Source organism: Streptomyces inhibens, from assembly GCF_003389455.1.
Classification (GTDB): domain Bacteria; phylum Actinomycetota; class Actinomycetes; order Streptomycetales; family Streptomycetaceae; genus Streptomyces; species Streptomyces inhibens.
Genome location: NZ_QUAC01000006.1, coordinates 1 through 24,770, shown reverse-complemented (window position 1 = coordinate 24,770; position 24,770 = coordinate 1). Strand labels below are relative to the sequence as shown.

Annotated in this window: 24 protein-coding genes and 1 pseudogene; 13 read left to right on the top strand and 12 right to left on the bottom strand. The window is 70.6% G+C overall.

Annotated features, from left to right (window positions below):
* Positions 1 to 3 precede the first annotated feature (3 nt).
* Together DY245_RS00720 and DY245_RS00715 are read left to right on the top strand one after the other, a co-directional pair.
* Entirely contained in the window at positions 4 to 1,104 is a 1,101-nt protein-coding gene (locus DY245_RS00720) for a calcium:cation antiporter (protein WP_128502397.1), read from the top strand.
* Positions 1,105 to 1,260: 156 nt separating this feature from the next.
* A complete protein-coding gene (locus DY245_RS00715) occupies positions 1,261 to 2,133 on the top strand; it encodes a polysaccharide deacetylase family protein (protein ID WP_128502396.1) in 873 nt (290 codons plus the stop codon).
* 412 nt (positions 2,134 to 2,545) lie between these two features.
* Here the strand turns inward: DY245_RS00715 and DY245_RS00710 are convergent, their stop codons facing one another.
* Positions 2,546 to 3,283, bottom strand: a complete 738-nt coding sequence (locus DY245_RS00710; protein WP_128502395.1) for an SDR family NAD(P)-dependent oxidoreductase — start codon at positions 3,281 to 3,283, stop codon at positions 2,546 to 2,548.
* A 67-nt stretch (positions 3,284 to 3,350) separates the two neighbouring features.
* Between DY245_RS00710 and DY245_RS00705 the strand changes: the two genes are divergently transcribed.
* The 4 genes from DY245_RS00705 (at position 3,351) to DY245_RS00690 (ending at position 6,839) form a co-directional block, all read left to right on the top strand.
* Entirely contained in the window at positions 3,351 to 3,995 is a 645-nt protein-coding gene (locus DY245_RS00705) for a class I SAM-dependent methyltransferase (protein ID WP_128502394.1), read from the top strand.
* Positions 3,996 to 4,156: 161 nt separating this feature from the next.
* Positions 4,157 to 5,131, top strand: a complete 975-nt coding sequence (gene ligD, locus DY245_RS00700; protein ID WP_128502393.1) for a non-homologous end-joining DNA ligase — start codon at positions 4,157 to 4,159, stop codon at positions 5,129 to 5,131.
* Between the two features lie 187 nt (positions 5,132 to 5,318).
* Positions 5,319 to 6,407 (top strand): glutathione S-transferase family protein, encoded by a 1,089-nt coding sequence (locus DY245_RS00695; protein ID WP_128502392.1) that lies wholly within the window; start codon positions 5,319 to 5,321, stop codon positions 6,405 to 6,407.
* A gap of 132 nt (positions 6,408 to 6,539) precedes the next feature.
* A complete protein-coding gene (locus DY245_RS00690; RefSeq protein WP_128502391.1) occupies positions 6,540 to 6,839 on the top strand; it encodes a hypothetical protein in 300 nt (99 codons plus the stop codon).
* 29 nt (positions 6,840 to 6,868) lie between these two features.
* On the opposite strand, the gene DY245_RS00685 is transcribed toward DY245_RS00690, so the two are convergent.
* A complete protein-coding gene (locus DY245_RS00685) occupies positions 6,869 to 8,197 on the bottom strand; it encodes an aminotransferase-like domain-containing protein (protein WP_128502390.1) in 1,329 nt (442 codons plus the stop codon).
* Positions 8,198 to 8,298: 101 nt separating this feature from the next.
* Between DY245_RS00685 and DY245_RS00680 the strand changes: the two genes are divergently transcribed.
* Both DY245_RS00680 and DY245_RS00675 read left to right on the top strand, forming a co-directional pair.
* Positions 8,299 to 9,162, top strand: coding sequence for an alpha/beta fold hydrolase (locus tag DY245_RS00680; protein ID WP_128502389.1), 864 nt, complete (start codon positions 8,299 to 8,301; stop codon positions 9,160 to 9,162).
* Between the two features lie 5 nt (positions 9,163 to 9,167).
* Positions 9,168 to 9,968 carry an SDR family oxidoreductase gene (locus DY245_RS00675; RefSeq protein WP_128502388.1) on the top strand — a complete coding sequence of 267 codons (801 nt, stop codon included), beginning with the start codon at positions 9,168 to 9,170 and terminating at the stop codon, positions 9,966 to 9,968.
* Positions 9,969 to 10,060: 92 nt separating this feature from the next.
* On the opposite strand, the gene DY245_RS00670 is transcribed toward DY245_RS00675, so the two are convergent.
* Positions 10,061 to 10,888, bottom strand: a complete 828-nt coding sequence (locus DY245_RS00670; RefSeq protein ID WP_128502387.1) for a class I SAM-dependent methyltransferase — start codon at positions 10,886 to 10,888, stop codon at positions 10,061 to 10,063.
* A 216-nt stretch (positions 10,889 to 11,104) separates the two neighbouring features.
* Here DY245_RS00670 and DY245_RS00665 point away from each other — a divergent pair, with 216 nt between their 5' ends.
* Positions 11,105 to 12,709 (top strand): alpha/beta fold hydrolase, encoded by a 1,605-nt coding sequence (locus DY245_RS00665; RefSeq protein WP_128502386.1) that lies wholly within the window; start codon positions 11,105 to 11,107, stop codon positions 12,707 to 12,709.
* A gap of 58 nt (positions 12,710 to 12,767) precedes the next feature.
* Here DY245_RS00665 and DY245_RS00660 read toward each other — a convergent pair whose 3' ends face one another.
* Positions 12,768 to 13,304, bottom strand: coding sequence for a hypothetical protein (locus tag DY245_RS00660; protein WP_128502385.1), 537 nt, complete (start codon positions 13,302 to 13,304; stop codon positions 12,768 to 12,770).
* A 339-nt stretch (positions 13,305 to 13,643) separates the two neighbouring features.
* On the opposite strand from DY245_RS00660, the gene DY245_RS00655 reads away from it, so the two are divergent.
* Entirely contained in the window at positions 13,644 to 14,015 is a 372-nt protein-coding gene (locus tag DY245_RS00655; RefSeq protein WP_425329330.1) for a pyridoxamine 5'-phosphate oxidase family protein, read from the top strand.
* A complete protein-coding gene (locus DY245_RS00650; protein ID WP_128502383.1) occupies positions 14,012 to 14,464 on the top strand; it encodes a hypothetical protein in 453 nt (150 codons plus the stop codon). The genes DY245_RS00655 and DY245_RS00650 overlap by 4 nt, the downstream gene beginning before the upstream one ends.
* Before the next feature lie 30 nt (positions 14,465 to 14,494).
* Here the strand turns inward: DY245_RS00650 and DY245_RS00645 are convergent, their stop codons facing one another.
* The 5 genes from DY245_RS00645 to DY245_RS00625 all read right to left on the bottom strand — a co-directional run bounded on the left by DY245_RS00645 (position 14,495) and on the right by DY245_RS00625 (position 18,330).
* Positions 14,495 to 15,358 (bottom strand): amino acid ABC transporter permease, encoded by an 864-nt coding sequence (locus tag DY245_RS00645; protein WP_128502382.1) that lies wholly within the window; start codon positions 15,356 to 15,358, stop codon positions 14,495 to 14,497.
* Positions 15,355 to 15,999, bottom strand: a complete 645-nt coding sequence (locus DY245_RS00640) for an amino acid ABC transporter permease (RefSeq protein ID WP_128502381.1) — start codon at positions 15,997 to 15,999, stop codon at positions 15,355 to 15,357. Before DY245_RS00640 ends, DY245_RS00645 begins: the two co-directional genes overlap by 4 nt.
* A gap of 19 nt (positions 16,000 to 16,018) precedes the next feature.
* Positions 16,019 to 16,948, bottom strand: coding sequence for a glutamate ABC transporter substrate-binding protein (locus DY245_RS00635; protein WP_128502380.1), 930 nt, complete (start codon positions 16,946 to 16,948; stop codon positions 16,019 to 16,021).
* A gap of 14 nt (positions 16,949 to 16,962) precedes the next feature.
* The gene (locus DY245_RS00630) at positions 16,963 to 17,706 is read right to left on the bottom strand and encodes an amino acid ABC transporter ATP-binding protein (protein WP_128502379.1); all 744 of its coding nucleotides are present in this window, start codon (positions 17,704 to 17,706) and stop codon (positions 16,963 to 16,965) included.
* Between the two features lie 183 nt (positions 17,707 to 17,889).
* The gene (locus tag DY245_RS00625; RefSeq protein WP_128502378.1) at positions 17,890 to 18,330 is read right to left on the bottom strand and encodes a DUF6278 family protein; all 441 of its coding nucleotides are present in this window, start codon (positions 18,328 to 18,330) and stop codon (positions 17,890 to 17,892) included.
* Positions 18,331 to 18,544: 214 nt separating this feature from the next.
* On the opposite strand from DY245_RS00625, the gene DY245_RS00620 reads away from it, so the two are divergent.
* On the top strand, positions 18,545 to 20,362 hold the full coding sequence (locus DY245_RS00620) for an SGNH/GDSL hydrolase family protein (RefSeq protein WP_128502377.1): 1,818 nt from the start codon (positions 18,545 to 18,547) through the stop codon (positions 20,360 to 20,362).
* A 169-nt stretch (positions 20,363 to 20,531) separates the two neighbouring features.
* Here DY245_RS00620 and DY245_RS00615 read toward each other — a convergent pair whose 3' ends face one another.
* The 3 genes from DY245_RS00615 to pcaDC form a co-directional block, all read right to left on the bottom strand.
* Complete coding sequence (locus DY245_RS00615; protein WP_128502376.1) at positions 20,532 to 21,311, bottom strand: exodeoxyribonuclease III; 780 nt, start codon at positions 21,309 to 21,311, stop codon at positions 20,532 to 20,534.
* A gap of 38 nt (positions 21,312 to 21,349) precedes the next feature.
* Positions 21,350 to 21,991: an MBL fold metallo-hydrolase gene (locus tag DY245_RS00610; RefSeq protein ID WP_128502375.1), complete on the bottom strand. Its 642-nt coding sequence runs from the start codon at positions 21,989 to 21,991 to the stop codon at positions 21,350 to 21,352.
* A 645-nt stretch (positions 21,992 to 22,636) separates the two neighbouring features.
* On the bottom strand, positions 22,637 to 23,920 hold the full coding sequence (gene pcaDC, locus DY245_RS00605) for a bifunctional 3-oxoadipate enol-lactonase/4-carboxymuconolactone decarboxylase PcaDC (protein ID WP_128502374.1): 1,284 nt from the start codon (positions 23,918 to 23,920) through the stop codon (positions 22,637 to 22,639).
* Between the two features lie 204 nt (positions 23,921 to 24,124).
* Between pcaDC and DY245_RS00600 the strand changes: the two are divergent.
* A pseudogene (locus DY245_RS00600) lies at positions 24,125 to 24,688 on the top strand (type IV secretory system conjugative DNA transfer family protein); the annotation flags it as partial.
* Positions 24,689 to 24,770 lie beyond the last annotated feature (82 nt).

Sequence of the window (24,770 nt, the reverse complement as noted above, 5' to 3'; positions counted from 1 at the left end):
GGCATGATCGCCAGTCTCCGTCCGACCGCGCCGCACTGGACCGGTGCGCTGCCGGTGCTGGCGGTGGTGCTGCTGGCCCTGACGTGGGGACGGTCGCTGCCGGTCGCCGTGGTCGCCCTGGTGTCGTGTTTTCTGGCCGGGGCGGTGCTGGCCGCGGTGCATCACGCGGAGGTGATCGCGCACCGGGTGGGTGAGCCGTTCGGGTCGCTGGTGCTGGCGGTCGCGGTGACCGTCATCGAGGTGGCGCTGATCGTCACGCTGATGGCCGACGGCGGCGACAAGAGCGCCGCGCTGGCCCGGGACACCGTCTTCGCGGCGGTGATGATCACCTGTAACGGCATTGTCGGGCTGTGTCTGCTGGTCGGCTCGCTCAAGCGCAAGGTGGCCGTCTTCAACCCCGAGGGCACGGGTGCGGCGCTGGCGACGGTCGCGACGGTGGCCGGGCTGAGCCTGGTGCTGCCGACGTTCACCACCACCGCGCCGGGGCCGCAGTTCTCCACCCCGCAGCTGGTCTTCGCCGCCCTGGCCGCGCTGATCCTCTACAGCATGTTCGTGACCACCCAGACCGTCCGGCACCGGGACTACTTCCTGCCGGTGACCTCGTCCGGCGAGGTGATCGACACCGAGGACCATGCCGAACCGCCGTCGGCGCGGGCCGCGCTGCGCAGCCTGGGGCTGCTGGCCCTGGCGCTGATCGCGGTGGTCGGTCTGGCCAAGGCGGTGTCGCCGGCCATCGAGTCCGGTGTGGCCGCGGCCGGTCTACCGTCGTCCGTCGTCGGCATCGTGATCGCGCTGCTGGTGCTGCTGCCGGAGACCATCGCGGCCCTGCGCGCGGCCCGCCGCGACCGGGTGCAGACGAGCCTGAACCTCGGCCTCGGCTCGGCGATGGCCAGCATCGGCCTGACCATCCCGGCGGTCGCGCTGGCCACCGTCTGGCTGCCGGGCCCGCTGATCCTGGGCCTCGGCGCCAGCCATATGGTGCTGCTCGCGCTGACCGTGATCGTCGGCACCCTGACGGTGATCCCCGGCCGCGCCACCCCGTTGCAGGGCGGCGTCCATCTCGCGCTGCTGGCCGCGTACATCGTGCTGGCCGTCAGCCCCTGAACGGCGAACGGGCCCCGGCTGCGTACGGAGGGGGCGGCTCGCGGACCGGGGAACCTCCCGGCCGCACCCCGCCGATGCCAGCCGATCGGGTACGGAACCCACCCTCCCCGGTGTCGCTCCCGCTCTCACCCAAGACCGCATGAGAGCACGTGGAAGGTGAAATCGGATAAGCGCACAAATACCCGGCGGAAGTTCCTACAGGCCGCCGTCGTGCTGGGCGCGCTCTCCACCGGCCGCGCCCTGTTCGCCGCGGACACCGAGGCACCGGAGACACGGCCCGCGCAACGGGCCCGGGCCCGCCCCACGGACCCGCACCCCGCGGCGGCCGGACCGCCGCCGTCCGCCGATCACGCCGGTACGGCGAACGCCCCGGAGTACCGCGTGCACCCGATGGCCGGCGAGACCGCCCTCTCCGGCCCGGGCGCCTCACCGCCCCACCCCGATGTCGCCTACACGCTGTCCACCGACAGCCGGGACATCTTCCTCACCTTCGACGACGGGCCGCACCCCCACCACACCCCGGACATCCTGCGGATCCTGCACCGCCACGACGCCCAGGCCACCTTCTTCGTCATCGGCCGGAACGCCGTCGCGTTCCCGGGCCTGCTGCGCGACATCGCCGACGAGGGCCATGCCGTCGCCAACCACACCTGGTCCCATCCGCAGCTCCCCCTGCTGCCGCCGGGCGCCGTACGCAGCGAACTCGGCCGCACCAGCAGCCTGATCGAGGATGTCCTCGGCGCCGCCCCGAACCTGGCCCGCGCCCCGTACGGCGCCTGGGACGACCCCTCGCTGAGCATCTGCAACGAACTGGGCATGTCCCCCGTCGGCTGGGCGATCGACTCGGAGGACTGGACCGGCCCGGGGGCGGAGATCATCGCGGACACGGTCATGCACGAGATCCGCCCCGGCGCGATCGTGCTCTCGCACGACGGGGGCGGCGAGCGCTCGCAGACCGTCGACGCCCTGGAGTGGTATCTGCCGCGTCTGCTGGACGAGGGGTACCGTCCGATCCGCATCGAGCCCTGACGAGGGCCCCGCGATGACCGAGGCGGCCGGCACCCGCCCGACCGGCATCGATGCTTGCCTGGTGGCGCAACCGCTTGCTTGGTGGCGCAAGTCTCCGGCGGGGCAAACGGGTACCAAAAGGGTGAGACCGGTCACTCGGCGCCCTGAAACCCCACCTAATGGTTTATCGTTCAATTGGAAGCGGGTGCCGGCATCACGACGGCGCCTGAGGGCCCTCCCCGAGGGAGCCGGCCCCACCGCCGTACGGCAGCCACCCCACCGGCCACCGCCGTCACCACCCGCGCCCCCGAGCCGCCCCGGCCGAATTCCCCCGTTCGGCCGGGGCTTCCCCGTCTCCGCAAACAGGTACGACGCATCTCTCAAGTACGACGCGTCTCTCAGGTGCCACGCGTCTCACGGGTACGACGCGTCCTCACCGCAGATGCGACGCCCCGTTGACGTCCAGCACCGCCCCGGAGGACCAGAGCGCCTCCGGCGAGGCGAGATGGCGGACGGCGGACGCCACATCCCGCGGCGAGGCGACCCGGCCGAACGGGCTCTGCTCCCGCACCTCCTCCGTGAGGCGTCCGGCGACCCGCTCGGTCGCCACGAACCCGGGCGCCACGGACGCGACCCCGATCCCGTACGGCGCCAGATGAACCGCCAGCGACTGCCCCATCGCGTGCAACGCCGCCTTGGACGCGCCGTAGGCCGGATGATCCGGCTCGCCGCGGTACGCGCCCCGCGACCCGATATTGATGATCCGCCCCTCGACCTCCCGCTCGATCATGTTCCGCGCCGCGCAGTAACTCATATGCGCCGCCCCCAGCAGATTCACGTCCACCACCTGCCGCCAGGCGCTCTGCCAGTCCTCGAACGACGTACGGTCCAACGGGTGCGCCACATTCGCGGCGGCATTGTTGACGAGCACATCGACGCCGCCCAGCCCGTCCACGGCCGCCTCGACGATCGCCGCCGCGCCCTCCGGGGTGCTCACATCCCCCTGCACCAGCACATGCCCGCTCCCCGCCAGCCCCGCGAACGCGGCCTGGGCCGCCTCCCGCCGCGACGCGTAATGCAGCGCGACCCGGTCCCCCTCCGCGGCGAACAGCTCGGCCACCGCCCGGCCGATCCCCCGCGAGGCCCCGGTCACCAACACCGCCCGGCTCACCGGACACCCTCCGACCACAGCTGACTCATCAACAGCCCCATACCCTCGCTCGACGATCTCTCCATCAATGATCGTAAAGAACCCGTGGGAGAGTCGGGCCATGCCGTTCGATCACAACGACCACTATCACCGTCTGCTGTTACGGCAGGTGCCACAGAACTGCGGTGCCGCGCTCGATGTCGGCTGCGGGACCGGCCGGTTCGCACGCCGGCTGGCCGCGCGGGGGATCGAGGTGCATGCCGTCGATCCGTCGGCGGAAGCCCTTGCGGAGGCTCGTGCCAAAACGGCGGGCGGCGGACGGCCGCCCCGCTTCGAGCACGCGGACGTCACCGGGCTCGAACTACCCGCTCGGCACTACGACTTCATCTCGTGCCTGGCGAGCATCCACCACATGCCGTTCGACACCGTCGCCGCGCTGCGCGATGCGCTCGCACCGGGCGGCGTGCTGGTCATCCTGGGCTGCTACCCGGAGAAGTCACCGCTCGACCTGGTCTGGAGCCTGGCCGCCGTCCCGGTGAATGCGCTGGCCAGACTCGCGGTCGGTCTGGCGGACAAACTCCGGCCGGCCGGTGCCACCCCGGTGCGGGCGCCGACCGCGCCCCCGACCGTGCCGCTGTCCCGGATCCGCCGGGAAGCCGCGGCGCTGCTTCCCGGCTGCCGCATCGGCAGGCTGCTCTTCTGGCGCTATCTGCTGGTGTTCCGCAAGGTGTAAGACGTGTCGGGTACGGCGACAGTCACCTCTCGCACCTCTCGCACATCGACCTCACCACGGTCCGTCAGGACGCGGACCGGCCCGCATGACCGGACCGGCGGCCCCGGATCCGGCCCCGGCTCCGATCTGCGGAGGCCCCCGCCTCGCCCGATCATCGAACTATGGCCCCGACCGCCGAGCCCGGCTCGGCCTCCTCCTACCCCGTGATCCGGCCGATGCTGGCCACGGTCGGCCCGCTGCCCGCCGAGCACGAGGAGGCGGCCTGGGCGTTCGAGGCCAAATGGGACGGCGCGCGCTGCATCGTCAACACCCCCGGTGACGGCACGATCCGGCTGATCACCCGGGCCGGCAACGACGCGACCACGACGTACCCGGAGCTGGCACCCCTCGGCGAGCAACTTCGTGGCCGGCCCGCGGTGCTCGACGGCGAAGTGGTGGTGCTGGACGCCCGCCGGCGGCCCGATTTCGGGCTGCTGCAGCGCCGGATGGGCGTGCTGAACCCCCGCCGCACCGCCCGTCTGGCCATGGAGTACCCCGCACACCTCGTCCTCTTCGACATCATGTACCTGGGCGGATCGCTGCTCGGTTCGCCGTATTACGAGCGCCGGTCCGTCCTGTCCGGGCTGGGCCTGCGCGGCCCGAACTGGTCGGCGCCCGCGTATGTGGAGGGGCACGGGCAGCAGGCGTGGCAGGCCTCGTTGCAGGGCGGTCTCGAAGGCGTGGTGGCGAAGCGGCTGACCTCGGCGTATCTGCCGGGCGTCCGGTCACCCGAGTGGCGCAAGACGAAGCATCTGCAGACCCTCGACGTGATCATCGGCGGCTGGACGGAGGGCCACGGCGGGCTCACCGGGCTCCCCGGTGCCGTCCTGGCGGGCGTGGCGGAACCGTCCGGACTGCGGTACGTCGGTTCCGTCGGCTCGGGCCTGTCCGACCACGAACGCCAGGAGCTCGCCCAGTACCTGGGGGTGATCCCGCTCGACCGCTCCCCCTTCATCAACCCCGTGGACGCACCGGGCGCCCACTGGGCCGAACCCCGGCTCGTCGCCGAGATCACGCTCGCCGGCTGGACCGCGGCCGGCCGGCTGCGGCACCCGATCTGGCATCGGCTGCGGCCCGATCTGACGCACCTGGGCTGAGGCAGGACCGGCTGCGGCCGGGACCGGACCGATGCCGGGCCCGGCGGGATCCGGATGCGGGCCCGGCAGGGATCCGGATGCCGGCACCCGGCAGTGCGCCGGGCGGCTGACGCACGGGGATACCCGCGCCGGTCCGGGAAGGCTCGCCTTGAGGACTCCGAGCATCCGCAGACGGAAGGAGTCGGTGATGCCCCACCCCACCGACAGCGACACCGGCGGCACCACGGCCGGTACGACGGCCCGTACGACGGAAGGCAACACCGAGTACGGCAGACGGCCCTTCAAGCGCTCCAAGAGCCACTTCGCGGACCGCATCACGGCGGACGGCCGGGACGGCTGGCCGGTCGAGGCCGGCCGCTACCGGCTGGTGGCCAGCCGCGCCTGCCCCTGGGCGAGCCGCGCCGTCATCTCACGACGGCTGCTCGGCCTGGAAGACGCGCTCTCGCTCGCCATCCCCGATCCGCTCCAGGACGACCGCAGCTGGCGCTTCACCCTGGATCCGGACGGCCGCGACCCCGTACTCGGCATCCGCTACCTCAGCGAGGCCTACAACGCCCGCGAGAAGGGCTACCCCGGCGGGGTCAGCGTCCCCGCCGTCGTCGACGTACCCAGCGGGAAGCTCGTCACCAACGACTTCCAGCAGATCACCCTGGACTTCGCGACGGAATGGAAGGCGCTGCACCGGCCCGGCGCGCCCGATCTATATCCGGAGCGCTGGCGCGAGGAGATCGATGTGGTCATGGCCGGCGTCTACCGGGACGTCAACAACGGTGTGTACCGGGCCGGTTTCGCCACCGGGCAGAGCGAGTACGAGGCCGCCTTCCATGATCTGTTCCGGCGGCTGGACCTGCTGTCCGAGCGACTGTCGAACCAGCGCTACCTCGTGGGCGACACCCTCACGGAGGCCGACATCCGGCTGTTCACGACGCTGGTCCGGTTCGATCCCGTCTACCACGGGCACTTCAAATGCAACCAGTTCAAGCTGGCCGAGGACCCCGTGCTGTGGGCCTACGCCAAGGACCTCTACCAGACCCCGGGCTTCGGCGACACCGTCGACTTCCACCACATCAAGCAGCACTACTACCGGGTACACACGGGCATCAACCCGATCGGCATCGTCCCCCTCGGACCGGACCTCTCCGGCTGGCTGACGCCGCACCACCGCGAGGAGTTGGGCGGCCGGCCGTTCGGTGACGGCACTCCGCCGGGTCCGGTACCGCCGGGCGAGGAAGTCCCTCCCAGTGGCCGCCCCACGGCCCTCTTGACCGGCTCTTGACCGGGCCCCGACCGGCCCCTGACCAGCCCCGGCGAGGTCCCCCGCACCCCTGACCCCCGCGCCCGTACCGTGAGACCCTGAGAACTAAGAGGCTCATACAGGACAATCAGGGACACGCGAGGGGTGAACCCGATGAGGATGGTCCTCAAGGCCCAGATACCGACCGACGCAGGCAATGAAGTGATCAAAGACGGCACCCTGTCGAAGATCATGGAGACGGCCATCGCCGCCCTGCAGCCCGAGGCGGCCTACTTCACGCTCGAAGGCGGCGACCGCACCGCCTTCTTCTACTTCGACATGCAGCAGTCCTCACAGATGCCGGGCCTCCTCGAATCGTTCTTCATGGATCTGAACGCCAAGGTCTCGCTCCAGCCCGTGATGAACGTGCAGGACCTGCGTACCGGACTCGCGGAGATGATGAGCGGCACCTGAGCGGTGCACGGAAGGCCGGGACTCCGCGCTCACTCCGGCCCGGTGTCCTCCGGTGTGCCCTGCGCCAGCTCGGCCAGGACGCCGAGCGCATCGGCCAGGGCGTCACGGGGCGGGGACGCGAGTGCCAGCCGTACGGCGTTGGGCGTGTGGCCCGGTCCGACGGCGAACGCTCCCGACGGAGTGACGGCGATACCGCGGCGGGCAGCGGCGGCGACGAAGGTGTCGGCCCGCCAGGGATCCGGCAGTTCCCACCAGCAGTGATACGCCTGCGGATCGGCCCGGACGCTGAAGCCGGCGAGCTTTTCGGCGACGATCCGCTGCCGGGCCGCGGCATCGTCGCGCTTCGTCGCTTCGATGGTCGCCGCGGTGCCGTCGGCCATCCAGCGGGTTGCCGCGTCCAGCGCGAAGTGGGGGGCCGTCCAGGTGCCCGATCGCAGGGCCGTCGCGAAGTCGTGTGCGGTGCCTTCGGGAACCGTGAGAAAGCCCAGGGACAAGCCGGGCGCGAGTCGCTTGGAGAGGCTGTCGACGACGACCGTGCGCTCCGGCGCGAGAGCCGCGAACGGCGGCAGGTCGTTGCGGAGGAATCCGTAGATGGCGTCCTCGATGGCGGGGATGCCCAACTCCCGTAGCACTGTGGCGAGTTCGGCACGACGTCGGGCGGGCATCGTGATGCCCAGCGGATTGTGCAGCGCCGGCTGGAGGTAGACGGCGCGCAGCGGTGCGGCGGTGCGCAGCGCCTCGGCCGTCAGACCGTGCTCGTCCATGGCCAGCGGGACCAGGGTGACGCCGAGGCGGGCCGCGATGCCCTTCACGACGGGGTAGGTGAGCGCTTCGACGCCGAGGCGTTCGCCGGCCGGGACCAGTGCGGCGATCGCGGCGGCCACCGCCTGGCGGCCGTTGCCCGCGAAGAGCAGTTGCCCGGGGTCCGGCGCCCAGTCACCACGGGCGAGGTGCGCGGCCGCGGCCTGCCGGGCAGCGGCGGTGCCGACGGCGCCCACCGGGCGCAGGGCGGCGGCCAGGGCATCGGGGCGCAGCAGGTGCTCAAGGCTCTTGGCGAGGAGAGCGGGGTGCTCCGGCAGCACCGGGAAGTTCATCTCCAGGTCGATACGGGCCTCGCCCGGCTCGGCCAGCGCGGGCTCGGCCGAGAGCGCGGCGGTGCGGACGAAGGTGCCGCGGCCGACCTCTCCGACCGTCAGACCTCGTCGGCTCAATTCTCGGTACACCCGGGCTGCCGTCGAACTTGCGATGCGCCGGTTACGGGCGAACCGGCGCAGCGGCAGCAGCCGGTCACCGGGGCGGAGCCGGCCGGCAGCGATATCGGCCGCGAGTTCATCGGCAATCACGCGATAGTCGTCCATCGATCACTCCCACATTGCACCGAGTACATTATTTACATTGTGCCGAGAGATTGCCCTCGATAGCATCGAGGCGTCAAGTCGCCGCAGAGGGGATGCCTGCCATGGGATCGGTGCTTTTCCAGGACGTCACTGTCGGGTACGAGGACGAGGGCAGCGGCGAGCCGCTGGTGCTCGTGCACGGACACCCCTTCGATCGCTCGATGTGGCGCCCGCAGATCGAGCACTTCAGCCGCTCCGGGCGACGGGTGATCGCCCCGGATCTCCGTGGCTACGGACAGAGCACGGTCGTTGCGGGCAAGACCCCGCTGGAGACCTTCGTCCGGGACATCGTCCGCCTGCTCGACCATCTCGGGATCGAGCGTTTCGTCCTCGGTGGACTGTCCATGGGCGGCCAGATCGTCATGGAGTTCTACCGGCTCTTCCCGGACCGCATTCGCGCACTTCTGCTCGCCGACACCTTCGCCGCGGCGGAGACCGAGGAGGGCCGGACCGCGCGATACGAGATGGCGGAGCGTCTCCTCCGTGAGGGGATGGACGGCTATGCGCACCAGGTGCTGTCCAAGATGGTTTCGCCGCACAACATCGCCACACAGCCGGATGTCGCCGAACACGTCCTGCGAATGATGACGGGAACGGCCCCCGAGGGAGCGGCCGCCGCACTCCGCGGCCGCGCCGAGCGCCCGGATTACACGGAACTGCTGTCGCATATTTCGGTACCGGCACTGGTCGTCGTCGGCACGGAGGACGCATACACGCCGGTGAGCGACGCCCGTGACATCTACGAGCGCATTCCCAACGCCGAACTGGCCATCATCGAGCAGGCGGCCCATATGCCGAATCTGGAGCGGGCGAGCGAATTCAACGCCGTAGTGGAGAAGTTCCTCAATTCACTTCCGGAAGTGCCGGAAGTGCCGGAATCCACAGCAACGACAGAAACGGCGGCGCCGGCCGCACGGGAAAGCTGAGCACCATGACCACTCCTCAGGACGCCACGACCACCACGACCACCACCCGCCGGAACACGGTGTTCATCACCGGTGCGAGCAGCGGATTCGGTACGGCGATCGCGCGGCGCTTCGCCGGGGACGGTGCACGCGTCATCGTCGCCGCCCGGCGCGCCGACAGACTCGCCGAGCTGGCCGCGGAACTGGGCCCGGCCGCCCTCGCGCTCGAACTCGACGTACGGGACCGGGAAGCGGTGGCACAGGCCGTCCGCACCCTGCCTCCGGAGTTCGCCGCCATCGACGTACTGATCAACAACGCCGGGCTGGCCCTGGGACTCGAACCGGCTCAGGCAGCCTCTCTCGACGACTGGGAGCAGATGCTCGACACCAATTGCAAGGGGCTTCTGCACTGCACCAGGGCCATTCTTCCGGGCATGGTCGCGCGCGGCCAGGGCCATGTGATCAACCTGGGCTCCACCGCCGGCAGTTATCCGTACCCCGGTGGCAATGTCTACGGCGCCACCAAGGCCTTTGTCCATCAGTTCAGCCTCAATCTGCGCAGCGATCTGCACGGTACGGGCGTGCGCGTGACCTGCATCGAGCCGGGAATGTGCGGAGGAACGGAATTCTCCACGGTGCGTTTCGAGGGCGACGCGAAGAAGGCCGAGGCCGTCTACGCGGGAATGCGGCCGCTGGGCGCCGACGATATCGCCGCCTCGGTGCACTGGGCGGCCTCGCAGCCGGCCCATGTCAACATCAACACGATGGAACTCATGCCGGTCGCGCAGAGCTTCGCCCCCTTCCAGGTGCATCGCTCACCCTCCTGACGGCCGCCGGCCCATCGCCTCGGTGCGCGTCGTAGATCCCGCTCGCTCATGCCCGGTGCCGCGCCGATCTGACGTCCGAAGGGCATGGCGGATCACGCGGACCCGGCCACCCGTCCGGAGGCCAGCAGCGCCGCGTGCGGCAGCACCAAGGAGCCGTCCCGGTCGGTGAACTCCTCGGCCAGTACGGCGAATTGACGCCTGATGCGCTCGGTCACGGCCGGTCCTTGGCTGATCACGATCCGGCCGATCGTCGCCACCCCGGCCGCCGGCCCCCGCCACCACTCCTGCGGTGTCGTGCGGTGGTCCCACGACAGCGGCAGACAGGCCGCATCCGCCAGGCCCGCGCCCCGCAGCAGACCGAGCAGACCGTCTTCGGTGCGCGGGAAGTCGTCCTCGGGGGCCAGTGCCGGCAGATCCGGCGGGCGGGTCACACCGGCCGCCTGTACGGCCCGGCCCAGCAGTGCCTGGCCCGGCGCCGCGGGGGCCGCCCAGAGGGTCAGCGCGATACGGCCGCCCCGCCGGGTCACCCGGCGCAGCTCGTCGAGGGCCGCTCGTGGCCGCCCCACGTGATTGAGTACGAAGTTCCCCACGACGGCATCGAACTGCCCGTCGGGGAAGGGGAGTTGCGGGAGCGCGGCGATGACGGCACAGGCGTCGGGGGCGGCGTGGGCGGCGCGGCGGGCCATTCCGGGGTCGGCGTCGACGGCGGTCACCCGTGCCCCGCGGGCACCGGCCGCCACGGCGACCGAGCCCGTACCCGTTCCGACGTCCAGGACCCGGGTACCCGCGTGCACCCCGGCGGCATCCAGGAGGCGCGGAATCGGGTGGGCGCAGAGCCTGCCGAAACTCGCCTCGTACGCGTCGGCGCTGTTCGCCCACGCCCGGCGCTCACTCGCGTCGAACGGCGTCCCGGGCGCCATTTCCCCTCCCTCGTTCGGCAACTTGATACACACCCACCCCATCAGCACCATCCGCGCCGACTCCCCCTGGACCCAACGACGTTACCCACCCGTAACCTACCGACGGGTTACCTCAGGTAAGGGATGGACCTTACTCTCCAGTCAAATCGGGCCGCCGTACGCCCCTCCTGTCCTCGGACAGCGTGCGACGGCTCGCATCGAGATCTGGAGCAGAAGATGACGCCCTCCCGCACGACTCTGCGCGCCGCGATCGGCACCGTTTCGGCGGCGGTGCTCGCCACCACGGTTCTCACCGGCGCACCGGCCCACGCCGAGGCAGCGGCACCGGAATCCGCCCCCGCGACGGCGGCTTCGGCGGCCTCCTCCTCCGTCAGGTTCGTCGACATCGAGGGCGACGGCAAAGTCACCCTCAAGGCGAACGTCTTCACGCCGGCCGGTGCGGACGGCACCCGGCGGTACCCGGTCATCGTGCTGCCCACCAGCTGGGCGATGCCGCAGGTCGAGTACATGGCGCAGGCCAAGAAGCTGTCCGAAGCGGGCTATGTGGTCGTCGGATACAACTCGCGCGGGTTCTGGCAGTCCGGCGGGCAGATCGAGACGGCCGGTCCGCAGGACATCGCCGATGCCTCGAAGGTCATCGACTGGGCGCTGGCCAACACGCCGGCCGATCCGCAGAAGGTCGGCATGGGCGGGGTCTCGTACGGTGCCGGGATCAGCCTGCTGACATCCGCTTTCGACAAGCGGATCAAGGCAGTTGCGGCGCTCAGCGGTTGGGGCGACCTCATCGGCTCGATCTACAGCGGACGTACCCAGCATCTGCAGGCGGCGGCGATGCTCGGTGGCGCGGGTGAGCTGACCGGGCGGCCCAGCCCCGAACTCCGTACGGTCCTCAAGGACTTCCTCGCCTCGAACCTCGCCAAGGAAGACGACCTGATCGCATGGGGGAAGAAGCGCTCCCCCGCCACCTATCTCGACAAGATCAACGCCAATGGCGCCGCGATCATGCTCGGCAACGCATGGGGCGATTCGCTGTTCCCGCCCAACCAGTACGCCGACTTCTACGAGAAGCTCAAGGGCCCCAAGCGGCTGGAATTCCGGCCCGGTGACCATGCGACGGCCGAGGCTCTGGGGCTGTTCGGGCTGCCCGACGACACCTGGACCAACACCAAGCGGTGGTTCGACCACTACCTCAAGGGCGCGGACAACGGCATCGACCGCGAGTCGCCGGTACTGCTCAAGTCCCGTTCCACCGGCGCCTACGAGGGCTACAAGAGCTGGAAGGACGTACCGTCGGCGCACCGCAGGATCGAACTGGGCGGCAGCAAGCAGATCAACACCAACTGGGACTCCGGCGCCAACGGCGGGCTGATCTTCCTCTCCAGCATGCTGGACCAGTTCTTCAGGCTGCCGCCGATGGCCTCGATACCGCTGCTGCCGCGCTCCCTGGCCGCCGTCTGGCAGTCCGAGCGCTACGAGACCGGGCAGCGGGTCCGCGGAACCACACATCTGCACACCACGATGACCAGCACCGCCGAGAGCGGCACCGCCATCGCCTACCTCTACGACGTGGGCCCGCTCGGCATCGGCAGGCTGGTCACCCACGCGCCGTTCACCTTCCACGGCAAGACCCCCGGTCAGCCCTTCGGCGTGGACCTGGACCTGTTCTCCACGGCCTACGACGTGCCGGCCGGGCACCGGCTCGCGGTGGTCGTGGACACCGTCGACCCGCTCTACATCGAGCACAACCCGGCCGGCGCCCGGCTGACGTTCTCCTCGCCGGACGGTGATCCGTCGTATGTGTCGGTGCCGGTGCGCGACTGAGGCGTCGTAACCCACCCGAGCGGGGCGGGGCGTCCGGCGACGCCCCGCCCGGTCCGGGTCAGCGCGGCGAGGATGTCCGCGCCCGGTAGGACCACGCGGCGATGAAGAGACCGATTCCCCACACGAGGAACTGCGGAATCCCGTAGACGACGACCCATGAGCTGAAGATGCCCTCGTCGTCGAACTGGGCGACCATCTGCACAGCGGCCCAGACGGTGTACAGGAGCAGGAACGCCGACACCGTGCAAGCCGTGGCCGTCAGTGTCCGCCGCGGGACCCGTCGCCCCCGTGCGAGCGGCACCCACGCCGGGAACACCAGCCCCCACGGCCGGACCAGGCTCAGCGCCAGGACGCCGGCCATCAGGGCCAGCGCGCTGAGGACGAAGAGATAGGGCCCGCCGCCGCCGGCGTACCACTTCCGGAACTTGTCCTCGTCGGCCCAGAGCGGGATGCCCAGTGCCCAGACCGCGTGCAGCGGGATGAATCCGAGGGTCGCGGAGAACGCGGAGGCGTAGGCGGCCCGGACGGCCCGGCGGGACGGCGGTGGGGTCTCGGCGACGGCTACGGGCCCGCGGGGAACGGTGACGGCTGACATGGCGGGGGCCTCCTGGCAGGGACATCGGGCAACGTGCTCACCGGGAACGGTTCCACGCGACGGCGCCCCCGCACATCGCGCCGTGGGCCGACGATCACTCATCTCCCCGGGCGAGCCGGCTTTGCCTTTCTCCGCCGGACGGGGGAACCGGCGTGCACCCGGCGGGGTACCAAACGGCCCGCGCCCGGTCGTACGACCTGCGACGTACAGCTCGTGGCCGAGGTGGCGGCGGCGCGCGATCGGTAGCCTCCGGACATGGTTAGCAATCCACCGGCACGCGATGCCGGGCAGCGGAAGCGTGATGCGCTCAGGCGTCTGGAGACGGATGAGGATGCATGGGTGTCCTCGGCATCCGGCGAGGGCCCGCCCTGCCTCGTACCGCTGTCGTTCGTGTGGCATGACGAGCAGCTGGTGATGGCCACCAAGGGGACCAATCCGACGGCCCGCAACCTCAGGGCACAGGCCGCGTGCTGGGTCGCGCTGGGGCGCACCCGGGATGTGGTGCTCATCGAGAGCACGGCGGAGGTCATCGCGTCGGACGCGCTGCCGGACGACGCGGGTGAGGCCTTCGTCAAGAAGCTCGGCTGGGATCCCCGGGGGCGCGGTGCCTGGGTCTTCCTCGCGTTCCGGCCGCGCCGGGTGCTGGTCTGGCGCGAGGAGAACGAGCTGGCGGACCGGGAGTTGATGCGGGACGGGAAGTGGCGGGTGTGAGGCGTTCGCATCTGCCGACGACCGAGTCGGCCGTCACCGCCATCCGTGAGATCGCGGCGGAGTACCACCTGGAGATCTCCGTCACGGACGACATCGGCGCGGATCAAACCTCCCGCCGCACCTCGGCCGGAGCGTTCACCGTCCGGGACGCGGACGGCTCACTGCCGCACGAGGCCTTTGTGGAGCTGGGCGGGGCGCCCGCGGTCACCGTCCAGGTGTTCCCCGAGGACGATGCCAGGATCACCGTGGACGGGGTGGAGTTCGCCGATGTCCCGCGGGATGCGGTGCCGGCGTTCCTGCGGTCGGTGTACGGCGGGCTCGCCCACGTCAAGGAGCGGTTCTTTCCGCCGGGTCGGTGGCTGGTCGTACCGCTGCCCGGCGACGAGACCTACAAGGAACTCATCTTCCGCGGTGCACTCAGCCCCTGGCTGGCACGCCGCATCCGCTGAACCGGGGCCGGGCGCCGCGGGGCCCGGCTCTCACGCCTGCGGCCGGGGTCCCCCCGGCATCAGCGTGCCCGGTTCCGGGGCGGCCACCTCGATGCCCTCGATCTTGATGTTGCGCTTCTGGCGCCGGGAGACCCAGGTCGCCAGCCAGGACAGGAGCATGCACATCCCGATGTAGATCGGCGAGATGATCATGACGACGGGGATGAACGGCAGGTCGTAGTCGAGGTTGGAGGCGATCAGCTTGCCGGCGTGCAGAAACTCCTCGTAGGTGATGAGGTAACCGAGCGAGGTGTCCTTCAGGGTGACCACCAGCTGGCTGATGATCGCCGGGAGCATCGCACGGATCGCCTGCGGCGCCAGAACATGCGTCATGACCTGGGTCTTGTTCATACCCAGTGCGTAGGCGGCCTCCCGCTGACCGGGGTCGACGGAGTTGATGCCGCTGCGGAAGACCTCGGCGAGCACCGAGCCGTTGTAGAGCGTCAGCCCCGCCACCAGCGCGGGGAGCGGCGCCACCTGCAACGCCACATAGATGAAGAAGATCATGACCAGCACGGGCATCGCGCGGAAGAACTCCACGATCAGCGTGCTCACCCATCGGACCGGCCGGTGTTCGGAGAGCCGGCCGATCGCGAGCGCCCCGCCGAGCGCCAGCGACAGCACCGCGGCGAAGCCGAAGGCCCGCAGGGTGTTGCCCAGCCCGGTGAGCAGGAGCTCCTGGATTCCCTTGTAGGTGAAGGGAGTCCACTTCGCGGCGGTGAACTGGCCGGTGTCGAAGAGGAGGTAGATGATCCAGGCGGCCAGGGCGAGGATCGCGACCGTCGAGCCGAGGCCGTAGAGCCGGTGCCGCTGCCTGGTCCGCGGTCCCGGGATGTCGTACAGGGCGGTGGTCATCGGGGGACTCCGAAGCGCTTCTCCAGCACGTTGAAGATCGCGCTGATGGTCAGGGTCACGATCAGATAGCCGACGGCGATCCAGACGAAGGTCCAGATGATGCTGTAGCCCATCTCGTTGAGCGGCTTGTAGACGCCGAGCAGTTCGACGACGCTGAAGGCGCCGGCGATCGCGGAGTTCTTGGCGAGCGCGATCAGTGTGGAGCCGATGGGCGGGATGACGGACCGGAAGGCCTGCGGGAGGACGATGTCGCCGAGGGTCTGCGGAAAGGTCATGCCCAGACTGCGGGCCGCCTCGCCCTGCCCGACCGGCACGGTGTTGATGCCGGAGCGCACCGCCTCGCAGATGAAGGCGGAGGTGTAGCAGCCCAGCGCGAGGATCGCGAACAGCTTGAAGGGCAGTACGAGACCGAAGCGCGGCAGGCCCAGCACCACCGCGAAGAACAGCAGGGTCAGCGGCGTATTGCGCAGCACCGTCACCCACGCCGTGCCCAGGGCCCGCAGCGAGCCGACCGGCGCGACACGGAAGGCCGCCATGAGGAAGCCGAGGACGAGCGCGAGCAGCGAGGCGTAGACGGTGAGTTCGACGGTGCCCAGCAGGCCCTCCCCGTAGAGGGAGAGGTTGTCGAGGAGAACGTTCATCGGTCAGTTCCTTGGCGACTCAGGTCGCCGGGTAGCGGTCGATCGGGGGCGGCTCGGGTGCGGGCACTCCGGACAGGCCGAGGGTCGCGTCGTACGCCTTCTTCCAGTTGCCGTTCTTCTCGTTCGCGGCGAGGGCGTCGTCGAGCGCGAGGCGCAGCGCGTTGTCGCCGCGCGGGACGCCGATGCCGTACGGCTCCTCGGAGAACGGCTTGCCGACCACCTTCAGTTCGTCGGGCACCTTCGCGGCGTAGCCGAGCAGGATCGCGTCGTCGGTGGTGACCGCGTCGACCTGGTAGGTGAGCAGGTTGTCGACGCACACCGAGTAGGTGTCGTAGGCGACCAGCACGGCCTTGGGGTATTCGGCCTGGATGCGCTGGTACGGGGTCGAGCCGGCCGCCGAGCAGACGCGTTTGCCGGCCAGGTCCTGCGGCCCCTTGATGTCGTTCTCGTCGGTGCGCACCAGCAGCGACTGGCCGGCCATGTAGTAGGGGCCGGCGAAGCCCACCAGCTTCTTGCGTTTGGCGTTGATGGTGTACGTGCCGACGTAGAGGTCGATCTGGCCGTTCTGCAGGGCGGTCTCGCGGTTGGCGGAGGCGATCGTCTTGAACTGGATGGTGCTGGGCGGGAAGCCGAGGGCGGCCGACATCATCTTGGCGATCTCGATGTCGAAGCCGGTGTAGAGGCCGGAGGCCGGGTCCTTCTCGCCGAGGTAGGGCTGGTCCTCCTTGACGCCGATGACGAGATGGCCGCGGCGCTTGGCCTGCGTCCAGGTCGGGGAGTCGGGCAGCCGGAAGTTCTTGGCGACCGGGTACTGGGGCAGTTCACTGCCCTTGGGGCCCTTGACGGGCGGGCTGCCGGCCCGGCCGCAGCCCGCGAGGGCCAGCGCGAGCGCGGCGAGCGCGAGGGCCACGAGGGCGCGGCGCAGGCGCGTGGAGTGACTGTGCGGCATCGCAGCGCCCCCGTTCAGTGCTTGAGGATCTTGGAGAGGAAGTCCTTCGCCCGTTCGCTGCGCGGTGCGGTGAAGAACTCCTCGGGGGTGCGGTCCTCGACGATCCGGCCGTCGGCCATGAACACCACGCGGTTGGCCGCCGAGCGGGCGAAGCCCATCTCATGGGTGACCACGACCATCGTCATCCCGTCCCGGGCGAGCTGGCGCATGACTTCCAGCACCTCGTTGATCATCTCCGGGTCGAGGGCGGAGGTCGGCTCGTCGAAGAGCAGTGCCTTGGGGTCCATGGCGAGCGCGCGGGCGATGGCGACGCGCTGCTGCTGGCCGCCGGAGAGCTGTGCCGGATATTTGTCGGCCTGGGAGGCGAGTCCGACCCGCTCCAGGAGCTCGCGGGCGCGCCGTGCTGCCTCGTCCTTCTTCTTCTTACGGACCTTGACCGGCGCCAGCATGATGTTGGCGAGCACGGTCTTGTGGGCGAAGAGGTTGAAGGACTGGAAGACCATGCCGACTTCGGCCCGCAACTGGGCCAGCGCGCGGCCCTCTTCGGGCAGCGGCTTGCCGTCCAGCTTGATGATGCCCGACTCGACGGTCTCCAGGCGGTTGATGGCCCGGCACAGGGTGGACTTGCCGGACCCGGAGGGCCCGATGACCACGACGACCTCCCCGCGGCCGACGGTGAGGTCGATGTCCTGGAGGACATGCAGTTTTCCGTAGTGCTTGTTGACCCCGCGCAGTTCAATCAGCGCATCACCGGCCATATGCAGACCTGCCCACTCTCATCCGTACAGCGGAGAGCCCGCAACCTACCGGTGCGAAAGGGGCACTTCTCCACTGACACGCACGTATGCGCAGATAGGGGCAGATAAATCAGGGTGAAGGGTTACGGATGAACGTCTCGCGGACCCGGCGGGCGGGGCCCGTTCGTTGACCTTGCGCGGGCGTCAGGTCTCCGAGACCTCGGCGTAGACCTGGGAGAGTTCGGGCGCACCGGTATCGGCCCAGCCATGGCCCGCCGCGACCACATCGATCTCCCGCCCGGACTCCAGCCGGACCACCGGCTGCCCGTCCGGCCATACGTGCCAGACGGCGCCCCGTACCGTACGCACCAGAACCGTGCCGAGGTAGAGGCCCGCGTCATTGCCCAGCCAGGGCAGCACTTCCGGATCGTCCCGCCAGACGGGCTGCAATTGGTCCAGCGCCTCCAACGAGCGTACGGAGTCGTCCAGTTCCACCCCCGCGGTGGCGGCCTGGGCCCGTAGCAGCTCGCATTCGGACAGCAGCTCGACGACGCTCTCGGGATCGGCCCGCACCGACTCGGCGAGCGGCACGGACCGGTGCGCATGCTGCCGCTTGCGCCACTTGTCCAGGAAAGACATGTTCATGGTGTGCAGGGTCCCACCCGACCTGTGGTCGGGGCCACAGGCGCGCGGCGCGAGCGCGCGCCGTTCGTCCCCTTGACGCCCCCTGTCCGCCTGCCTACCTTCATGGCGCTCGGATCGGATCCGCTGGATCCGCAGGAGCCCCTCGCCCCTCGCGGGAACGGCCGGATCGCAGCTCACACCTGCCCGTTGACGCCTCCCGGAGGGATACCGACCGATGCGCGTACGACGATGGGGCGCCACCCTGACACTGCTGCTCACCGCGACGGCGCTGCCGGCCACGACCGTCGGCACGGCGACGGCCGCGACGGCCGGCCCGGCGCAACACCCGCACCGGCCGTCGCCCTTGGCCACACTCTTCGACAACACGGCGGTCAGTGGCCACTCCGGACCCGGCGCGGCCGACTTCGACGGCGCGGGCCATTCACTGTCCGCACAGGACCTGACGGCGGCCGGCTGGACGCCCGGGAGCGTCCTCAGGATCGACGGAGCGCGGCTCCGATGGCCGGAAACCGCGCCCGGGACACCGGACAATGTGGTCGCGGACGGACAGGCGGTGGCGGTGCCCGGCCGGGGCGACGCGATGACATTTCTGGTCGCCGCGACCGGCGGCACGGCCTCCGGTTACGGCACCGTGCGCTACCGGGACGGAGCGCGCGGCTCCTACGAACTCACCGCGCCCGACTGGCGGTCGGGGCCGCTGAGCACCAAGGCGGTGGCACTGCCGCACATCAACGGCGCGGGCGGACAGCTGACGGAGACGGCACGGCTGTACGCGGTGACGGTACCGCTGCGGGCCGGCCGGGAAGTGGCTGCGGTGGTGCTGCCCAAGGCGTCCGGAACGGCGGGCGCACTGCATGTGTTCGCGGTGGCGGTGCGGGACACCGGGCGCGGCCGGACCGGGAGTTGGGCGGCGAGCACCGGCGGCTACCGGGCGGTCGGGCCCTGGACGGACCGTACGCTGCGGCTGGTCGTGCACAGCGGCGCGGGCGGCCCGCGGGCTCGGATACGGATCGCCAACACCTTCGCGGCGGCGCCGGTGGAGATAGGGACGGCCAGCGTCGCGGTGCGCGGCACGGGGGCGGCGGCGGACGGCCGGCCGGTCCCGCTGACCTTCGGGCGGGGTCGGACCGGCACCCGAATACCGGCCGGCGCCGAGGCCTTCAGCGATCCGGCGCCCTTCACCGTCCCCGCCGGCACCGATCTGCTGGTGAGCATCCATCTGCCGGGGACCGTGACGGCAGCGCCGGTGCACCAGGAGGCGACCCAGCTGTCGTATCTGAGCGCGGCGGGCAGCGGCGACCGTACGGGGGACGTCGGGGGCGGAGCCTACCCGGAGACGATGGCCATCTGGCCGTTCCTGACGGGTGTTGATGTCGACGGCGGTCCCGGCTCGATCGTGGCGCTGGGCGATTCGATCACCGACGGGGCGAAGTCGACGCGCGGCGCCAACCGGCGCTGGCCCGATGTGCTGGCCCGCCGCTTCCAGGCGCAGAGCGCGCTGCCCCGCTATGGCGTGCTCAACCACGGCATCTCGGCGAACCGCGTCGTCGCCGACCGCTACCAGGGCGACGGGGTCAGCACGGACACCGGCGGGGTCAGCGCCCAGCACCGGCTGGAGCGCGATGTGCTGGCGCAGCCGTCGGCACGGACGGTGGTGGTCTTCGAGGGCATCAACGACGTGCGCTGGGGCGCCTCGGCCGAGGAGGTCATCGCCGGTCTGCGGGCCATCGCCCGGCGGGCGCACGAGCGAGGGCTGCGGGTCGTGGTCGCGACCGTCGGGCCCTGTGCGGGCTACCCCGACTGCACCCCGGCCGTCGACGCCCGCCGCCAGGCCGTCAACGCCTTCGTACGCGGCAACGCCGGCGCCTTCGACGCCACCCTGGACTTCGACGCCGTCCTCCGCGACCCACAGCAACCTCAGCGGATGCTCCCCGCCTACGACAGCGGCGACCATCTCCACCCCGGCGACACGGGCCTGAACGCGCTCGGCGAGTCGGTGAACCTCTGGGCACTGGTGCCGGGGCGGGGGTGAGGTCCGGGGGGGCTGGGGTGAGGTCCGGGGGGCTGGGGTGAGGTCCGGGGCCAAGGGGTCCGGGACGTGGCGGCCTCTACGTCGAGATCCCTATACGCCGAGGTCCCTATACGCCGAGATCCCTGCACGTCGAGATCCCTATACGCCGAGGTCCTGCACGTCGAGATCCCTATACGTCGAGGTCCACCACGACCGGTGCATGGTCCGAGGCGCCCTTGCCCTTGCGCTCCTCGCGGTCCACGTACGCGTCCGAGACGGCCTTGGCGAACGGTTCGTTGCCGTAGACCAGATCAATACGCATCCCGCGGTTCTTGGGGAAGGCGAGCTGGCGGTAGTCCCAGTAGGTGTACGGACGGTCGTACTTGAGGGGGCGCGGAACGATGTCCGTCAGACCCGCCTCGCGCAGGGCGGTCAGGGCGGCACGCTCGGCGGGCGTGACATGGGTGGCGCCCACGAAGACGGCCGGGTCCCAGACGTCCTCGTCCGTCGGTGCGACGTTGTAGTCACCGAGGACCGCGAACGGGCGGGCGCCCGCCGCGTCCTCGGCGACCGCCGCCTTCAGCGCCTCGAACCAGCCCAGCTTGTAGGTGTAGTGCGCATGCTCGACCTCGCGGCCATTGGGGACGTACACCGACCAGACGCGGGCCGGGCCGCAGGTCGCCGAGACGGCGCGCGGCTCCTGCACCCCTTCGTAGTCCGGGCCGCCGGGAAGGCCCATGACGACGTCCTCCAGCCCCACCTTGGACAGCAGAGCCACGCCGTTCCAGCGTCCGTTGGCGTTGACCGCGGCTTCATAGCCGAGCTCGCGCAGCTCGTCGAGCGGGAACTGCTCGGCCGTGCACTTGGTCTCCTGGATGCACAGCACGTCCGTGCCGGTGCGCTCCAGCCAGGCCAGCAGCCTCGGGAGGCGGGCGGTGATCGAATTGACGTTCCAGGTCGCGATGCGCATGTCTGTAAACCTACAGCGAGGCACTGACAGTCAGGGGCTCAGCCGACGGTGGTGCTGGTGCCCGGGGTGAGTCGGCCGTGGTCCGTGCCGCCCAACTTGTCGATCATGGCGTCGTAGAGCGGACGGGCGCGGTCCTGGAGCAGGCTGTCGTGGATGTCGATGGCCCGCCGGGGCGCGACCGCCCGGACATAGTCGATGAGCTCGGCCACCTTGTTCCAGGGGGCGTGCACGGGCAGCAGCAGGGTGTCGACCGTACGGCCCTCCGGGACGGTGAGCGCGTCACCCGGATGGAACACCGCCCCGCCGTCGAGCAGATAGCCGACGTTGGTGATGCGCGGGATGTCGGGGTGGATGACGGCGTGCAGCTGACCGTGCACCTCCACGTCGAAGCCGGCCGCGGTGAAGGTGTCGCCCTCGCCGACCGTGTGCACCCGGCCCGGGAACGCGGCCGAGAGCTGCTCGGCGACGCTGGCCAGGGTCCAGATCTCGGCGCCCGGATTGGCCTCCATGCCCGCCCGCAGCCGGTCCTCGTTGAAGTGGTCCATGTGCTCGTGGGTGACCAGGATCGCGTCCGCACCGACGGCCGCGTCCTCCTCGCTGAAGACACCGGGGTCGATGACGAGCGTCTGCCCGTCCTTCTCCAGCCGGACACAGGCGTGGGTCTTCTTGGTGAGTTCCATACGTGCCATCTTGCCGTGGGTGGGGGTACCTCGGGGTGCCGTGGGCCGACGGCGGCGCTACGTGCCTTGGCCGTCCCGGTGGCCGTCCCGTTGCCCCTTCCCCCCTCGACCTTTCCTCCCTGCCCCGGTGCGTCCTCCCTGCCCCGGTAGGGGTGGGCACCTGCCCGGGTAGGTCCTCCCGGCCCGGCAGAGGTGGGCACCCGCCCCGGTAGGTCCTCCCGGCCCGGTAGGGGTGGGCACCCGCCTCGGTAGGCCCTCCCGGCCCGGTAGGGGTGGGCACCCGCCTCGGTAGGCCCTCCCGCCCGGCAGAGGTGGGCACCCGCCCCGGTAGGCCCTCCCCGCCCCGATAGGGGTGGGCACCCGCGTCACTACACCCGCCCACCCCCCGAAGGGGGGTGGGCGGCGGGGAAAACTAAAAGGGGTGCGGCGAAAGCCTGAGGGCAGCGAGGGGAAACGACAAAAGCCGAAGGCGCCGTCGGAACCGCGAACCCCGGACGCGCCGACGAAACCGCGAACCCCGGAGGCGCCGAGGCAAAACGTCCCGAGCCGCAGACGCCGAGGGCGGCGAAAGCCTGAGTCGGCAAGCGCTGAGAACCGGCCACGCAACGCACCCCGCCCGCAGCCGCCCCGCCCGCCCGGCGCGCCTCACCCCTCCGGTGTCGTTTCCTCCCGTATCACCCGCTGGGCGACCGCGAAGGCGGAGTTGGCTGCCGGGACGCCGCAGTAGACGGCGGTGTGCAGCAGGACTTCCTTGATCTCCGTGGGGGTGAGGCCGTTGCGGAGGGCCGCGCGGGTGTGCAGGGCCAACTCGTCGTGGTGGCCGCGGGCGACCAGCGCGGTGAGCGTGATGATGCTGCGGGTGCGGCGGTCCAGGCCCGGGCGGGTCCAGGTCTCGCCCCAGGCGTAGCGGGTGATGAAGTCGTGGAAGTCGCCGGTGAAGTCGTCGGCGGCGGCCTGGACCCGGTCGACGTGGGCGTCGCCGAGGACCTCGCGGCGGATCTTGATGCCCGCTTCGTACGTGCCGCCGCGGTCCTGCTCGGGCTGGGCGAGGCCGGACTCTATGGCGGCGGGCGGCGCCTGCGGGGGCGGCGGGGGCGCGATCTGCGGCTTGGGCGCGGCGGCGCCGATCGCGGCCTGGCCGCCGGGGCCCGGCTTGTCGTGCCAGGCTGTGGTGAAGTGCCGGATGAGGAGTTCGGTGACGGCCGAGGGCTGCTCGACGGGCGCGAGGTGGGAGGTGCCGGGCACCAGCGCCAGGCTCGCGTCCGGTACGCCGGCGACCAGGCTACGGGCGTCGGTGGTCGGGGTGACCTGGTCCTCGGAGCCGACGACGACGAGCGTGGGTACGCCGACCCGGCCGAGGGAGGACCGTACGTCGTAGGAGGCCAGCGCCTCGCAGGCGGCGATGTAGCAGCCGGGGTCGGTGGTCCGCACCATCTGGACGGCCCACTCGACGATGGCGGGCTGGGCACCGGCGAAGCCCTGGGTGAACCAGTGCTCGGGGGCGGTGCGGGCGATCGGGTCGAGCCCGTTGGTGCGGATGACCACGCCGCGCTGGCGCCAGGCGTCGGCGGTGCCGTAGCGCGGCGACGAGGACACCAGGGCCAGCGACGTGACCCGGTGCGGGCGGGTGAGCGCCAGCTGGGTGCCGATGGCCCCGCCGATGTTGCAGCCTGCGTAGCCGAAGCGCTCCACGCCCAGGGCGTCGAGGGTGGCGACGAGCCGGTCGGCCAGCTCGGCGATGGAGGTCGCCGCGTGGGCGGGCGAGCCGCCGTGTCCCGGCAGGTCGAAACGGATGACACGCCAGTGGCGGGTCAGCTCGGGGATCTGCCTGTCCCACATATGCCATGTGGTACCGAGCGAGGCGCCCAGTACGAGTACGGGGGCGTCGTCGGGGCCGTCGATCCGGTGCTGCAGGGTCTTCTCGCTCACCCGACCACGCTACCGACTCTCCGACGCGGTCCTGACGCCCGGGTCAGGAAGAGCCGGCACGAGGACGCCCGGGGCGTGGCCACCGGCCGCGCCTGAAGCGGGATACGCGCAGGTCAGAGCCTCACGGTCGAGACGGTGTAGACGACCGGGTGACTCGGCTCGCCGTAGCTCACCATGATCCGCTGGGTACGAATGCGGTGCGAGATGTGGTGGAACCCCCTCGCCAGCGCAACGACTCTGGACGGCGCTAACAGGCTGGCCGGCCATTTCCTCGCCGCGAGCGTCGACGCGAGCCAGCAGGGCGATTTCTGGTCCAAGGCCGGCAGCAACATCCTGAGCCAACTGCTCCTGGCCGCGGCGCTCGACGAGCGGCCGATCACCGACATCATGGCCTGGCTCGCCTTTCCGGCCGACCGCACCCCGCTCGACATTCTCCGCGACCATGACTTCGCCGCCGTCGCCGCCCAGCTCAAGGGGACCGTGGAGGGACCGCCGGAGACGAGAGACGGGATTTACGAGACCGCCCGCCAGTACGCCTCCGCCCTGCTCAACGCAGAGATCGCGGCATGGGTGACACCGCACAAGGATGTACCCGAGTTCCGGCCGGCGCAGTTCGTCACCTCCACCGACACACTCTTCTTGCTCAGCAAGGACGGCGGCGGCGGAGCGAGCGCGCTCATCGCCGCGTGCGCAGATTCGGTGATGCGAGCCGCAACTGCACAAGCCGAGCGCGCGGGGGGACGTCTTGATCCGCCGATGCTGGCGATTGGCTTTGTTCACGAGAACCGACAGCACCTGTACACGAGTTTGGGAGGCGTCGGCGGTGCCTCGTGTTCGATGTTCATGAGAA

Excerpts from the sequence above, each read along its gene's own strand:
- DY245_RS00720 (WP_128502397.1), top strand. The coding sequence starts at position 4 with ATGATCGCCAGTCTCCGTCCGACCGCGCCGCACTGGACCGGTGCGCTG.
- DY245_RS00705 (WP_128502394.1), top strand. The coding sequence starts at position 3,351 with ATGATCGTAAAGAACCCGTGGGAGAGTCGGGCCATGCCGTTCGATCAC.
- ligD (WP_128502393.1), top strand. The coding sequence starts at position 4,157 with ATGGCCCCGACCGCCGAGCCCGGCTCGGCCTCCTCCTACCCCGTGATC.
- DY245_RS00695 (WP_128502392.1), top strand. The coding sequence starts at position 5,319 with ATGCCCCACCCCACCGACAGCGACACCGGCGGCACCACGGCCGGTACG.
- DY245_RS00690 (WP_128502391.1), top strand. The coding sequence starts at position 6,540 with ATGAGGATGGTCCTCAAGGCCCAGATACCGACCGACGCAGGCAATGAA.
- DY245_RS00685 (WP_128502390.1), bottom strand. The coding sequence starts at position 8,197 with ATGGACGACTATCGCGTGATTGCCGATGAACTCGCGGCCGATATCGCT.
- DY245_RS00680 (WP_128502389.1), top strand. The coding sequence starts at position 8,299 with ATGGGATCGGTGCTTTTCCAGGACGTCACTGTCGGGTACGAGGACGAG.
- DY245_RS00675 (WP_128502388.1), top strand. The coding sequence starts at position 9,168 with ATGACCACTCCTCAGGACGCCACGACCACCACGACCACCACCCGCCGG.
- DY245_RS00670 (WP_128502387.1), bottom strand. The coding sequence starts at position 10,888 with ATGGCGCCCGGGACGCCGTTCGACGCGAGTGAGCGCCGGGCGTGGGCG.
- DY245_RS00665 (WP_128502386.1), top strand. The coding sequence starts at position 11,105 with ATGACGCCCTCCCGCACGACTCTGCGCGCCGCGATCGGCACCGTTTCG.
- DY245_RS00660 (WP_128502385.1), bottom strand. The coding sequence starts at position 13,304 with ATGTCAGCCGTCACCGTTCCCCGCGGGCCCGTAGCCGTCGCCGAGACC.
- DY245_RS00645 (WP_128502382.1), bottom strand. The coding sequence starts at position 15,358 with ATGACCACCGCCCTGTACGACATCCCGGGACCGCGGACCAGGCAGCGG.
- DY245_RS00640 (WP_128502381.1), bottom strand. The coding sequence starts at position 15,999 with ATGAACGTTCTCCTCGACAACCTCTCCCTCTACGGGGAGGGCCTGCTG.
- DY245_RS00635 (WP_128502380.1), bottom strand. The coding sequence starts at position 16,948 with ATGCCGCACAGTCACTCCACGCGCCTGCGCCGCGCCCTCGTGGCCCTC.
- DY245_RS00630 (WP_128502379.1), bottom strand. The coding sequence starts at position 17,706 with ATGGCCGGTGATGCGCTGATTGAACTGCGCGGGGTCAACAAGCACTAC.
- DY245_RS00625 (WP_128502378.1), bottom strand. The coding sequence starts at position 18,330 with ATGAACATGTCTTTCCTGGACAAGTGGCGCAAGCGGCAGCATGCGCAC.
- DY245_RS00620 (WP_128502377.1), top strand. The coding sequence starts at position 18,545 with ATGCGCGTACGACGATGGGGCGCCACCCTGACACTGCTGCTCACCGCG.
- DY245_RS00615 (WP_128502376.1), bottom strand. The coding sequence starts at position 21,311 with ATGCGCATCGCGACCTGGAACGTCAATTCGATCACCGCCCGCCTCCCG.
- DY245_RS00610 (WP_128502375.1), bottom strand. The coding sequence starts at position 21,991 with ATGGAACTCACCAAGAAGACCCACGCCTGTGTCCGGCTGGAGAAGGAC.